We start from the raw sequence: 1021 nt of genomic DNA on the forward strand, positions 1-1021 counted from the left end.
TACAACGGTGGCGACTCCGTCTTCGTCTATAGCTCGACCCCGGGCGATATCGGCCGCAACGTCGTGCATCCCGATCCCAAGATCGAGGGCACGCGGTCCCGCGACGACGCGGCGATGAAGAAGACCTTCGTCTGGACGATGATCCGGCACGCTCAGGAGGGCGGCGGCTTCACCGAGTACCGTTGGGCCCGCCTCGGTGAGACCGAGCCCGCGCCGAAGGTCGCCTACTCGCTCGCCTACGAGCCCTGGCAATGGGTCATCAACTCAGCCCTGTACGTGGACGACATCCACGCCTTGGACCGGGCACGGATCGTCACCACCCTGCTCTGGCTGGTCCCGCTCGCCATCGGGGTCGGGGTGGTCGGGTTTCTGCTGGCACGCAGCATCACGCGCCCCCTGAGCGCGTTCACGGCCGCCCTGCGGCGGCTCGCAGGCGGCGAGATGGATGTCGCCATCCCGGGGCGCGGCCGGCGCGACGAGATCGGCCAGATGGCCGAGGCCGCCGGCGTGTTCCGGGACAGCATGATCCAGGCCCAGACTCTATCGGCCGAGCAGCGGGCCGAGCAGGAGCGGCGGCAGGAGCGCGCCCACTGGGTGGAGGCGGTGACCCGCAGCTTCGATGCCGAGGCGAGCCAGTTGCTGGCGCGGGTCGACACCGCGGCGGCCGGGATGCGGGAAGCCTGCCGGGCGATGTCGGAGACTGCCGCGGAGGCGGCGCAGCAGGCCGGCTCGGCGGCCGGGTCTGCGCAGCAGGCGGCGGCCAACGTGCAGACGGTGGCGGCCGCCACCGAGGAGCTGTCCGCCTCGATCGGGGAGATCAGCGGCCAGGTCGCCAAGTCGGCCGAGATCGCCGGTCAGGCGGTGACGGAGGCGGAGCGGACCGACCGGCAGATCCGCGGGCTCGCCGGGCCGCGGAGAAGATCGGGGAGGTCGTGCGGATCATCTCGGCGATCGCCGAGCAAACGAACCTCCTGGCGCTCAACGCGACCATCGAGGGCGCCCGGGGCCGGCCAGTCGGGGC

General features: G+C 71.9%; 1 protein-coding gene and 1 pseudogene. Both read left to right on the top strand.

All coding sequences use genetic code 11. The features are described from left to right. Nucleotides 1–63: 63 nt before the first annotated feature. Nucleotides 64–441: pseudogene (locus I53_RS35685) on the top strand (cache domain-containing protein); the annotation flags it as partial. A gap of 491 nt (nt 442–932) precedes the next feature. Next, nucleotides 933–1021 (top strand): methyl-accepting chemotaxis protein (locus I53_RS35690; protein ID WP_286009570.1); only part of this gene is annotated, 89 nt, incomplete at its 3' end.

This window comes from Methylobacterium sp. B1 (genome assembly GCF_000333255.1).
GTDB lineage: Bacteria > Pseudomonadota > Alphaproteobacteria > Rhizobiales > Beijerinckiaceae > Methylobacterium > Methylobacterium fujisawaense.